Below are 1,804 nucleotides of genomic sequence, written 5' to 3' on the forward strand. Positions count from 1 at the left end.
ACAACCTATCAATCAGTAAAAAGATACACATACCGCTAATAGCGTCTATCATATTCGGGTTCATTATAATAATAATGAACTACTTCTACTCAATAGATGAGATGAAAGAGAACGTTCATAAGACACAAGAGAAATCACTTCGTTCAATATATAAAGAGGCAATCAAGTCTAAAGAGAGCATCGGTTTAACAAATGCTATCAATATAGCAAAAAACTATGATGTAATTCGTGCTTTAAAAGAGAATGACAGAAATATAGCTATAAACGGACTTGGTTCAATATCTAAAGAATTCAAAGAATTCACAGACTATAAAAATATAAAAATACATATCCATGATGCAAATGTACATAGCTTCTTGAGAGCTTGGAAACCAAAGAAATTCGGTGATGATCTAAAATCATTTAGAAAAACAATTGTAAGTGTAAAAAATAACCAAAAACCGATCGTTGCTATAGAACTTGGACGTGCAGGTCTGGTTCTACGTGGTCTAGCTCCAATATTTGATGAGGGTAACTATCTAGGTTCAGTTGAGTTCATGCAAGGACTTAACTCTATAGTTAAATCAGCAAGAAAGAGTAACGGTTATGAGATGGCAATAGTTATGAAGAATGACTATTTATCAACTGCTACTGCCCTAGAATCTGCTCCAAAAGTAGGAAACTATACTTTAGCAGTAAAAGAGAAAGTTGTAGATCAGGGCTTTATGAAAGGATTAGCAAATATAGATATCTCTAATACTGCTTCATTTCAATTGGCAGGGGATTACTATGTAGTCTCTGAAGAAATAAAAGACTTCTCTGATAGAGTAGTAGGATATGCAGTAATCGGTAATAAAGTAGTGAATGTTGAGAGTGTTGTATCTCAATCAGAAGACTCTTTAATGAGACAAGTATACGTAATGGCTCTTATAGATCTGTTTATATTAGTATTTTTAGTTATGGTTATTAAAATAGCTGTTGTAAACCCTATACTAAACCTTGATGAAGTTGCAAAAGAGTTAGCTCAAGGTGATGCAGACCTCTCTAAAAGACTGCCTGTCAAATCAGGAGATGAACTTGGACACGCAAGTACGAGTTTCAATAAGTTCCTTGATAAGGTTCAAATACTTTCTAATGAAGCAAAAGAAGAAGCACTAAGAGCAATAGAGTCTGAAAAAGCTGTTCAGCATAGTATGGATAAAAACAGACTAAACCTTGCACTCTCAGATGAGATGATTCGTGGAGCTATAGATAATGCAAATAATCTAAGCGATAGTATGAAGAAAAATGTTGAGAATGTAAACAGCGTTAATGAACTGAATAAAGAGACTGAAGATGTTATCTCTAAAGTTACAGTATCTACAGATGAGATCATAAGTACTATATCTAATATTACTGAGATGATAAGTGAATCAAGAGCTTCGTCTGAACAGTTAAACGCAAATGTTGAAGAGATATTTAATGTTATCTCTCTTATTAAAGATATCTCAGATCAAACTAACCTTCTTGCACTAAATGCTGCGATTGAAGCAGCTCGTGCAGGTGAACATGGCCGTGGATTTGCAGTTGTTGCTGATGAAGTAAGAAAGCTTGCTGAACGTACTCAAAAAGCTACCAGTGAAGTAGAGGCAAATATCAGTGTACTAAAACAAAACTCTATGAGTATGGCAGAGAACAGTGAGCTTATAGAAGGTCACGCTCACTCATCACAAGGTAAACTAGATCTATTTAAAGATACTCTTGGTGAACTAATAGTTAACTCAGGAAAAATCACTGAAGATAATACAGTTATAGGTCATGAACTGTTTGTAAATATGGCTAAACT

The 1,804-nt window shown here is 34.3% G+C and carries 2 pseudogenes; both read left to right on the plus strand.

The annotated features are described in order from the left end of the window. Window positions 1-101: 101 nt before the first annotated feature. A pseudogene (locus tag ABZC13_RS14265) lies at window positions 102-1,040 on the plus strand (cache domain-containing protein); the annotation flags it as partial. A gap of 390 nt (window positions 1,041-1,430) precedes the next feature. Next, window positions 1,431-1,804: pseudogene (locus tag ABZC13_RS14270) on the plus strand (methyl-accepting chemotaxis protein); the annotation flags it as partial.

The sequence above is a fragment of the Sulfurimonas sp. genome (genome assembly GCF_041563035.1).
GTDB lineage: Bacteria > Campylobacterota > Campylobacteria > Campylobacterales > Sulfurimonadaceae > Sulfurimonas.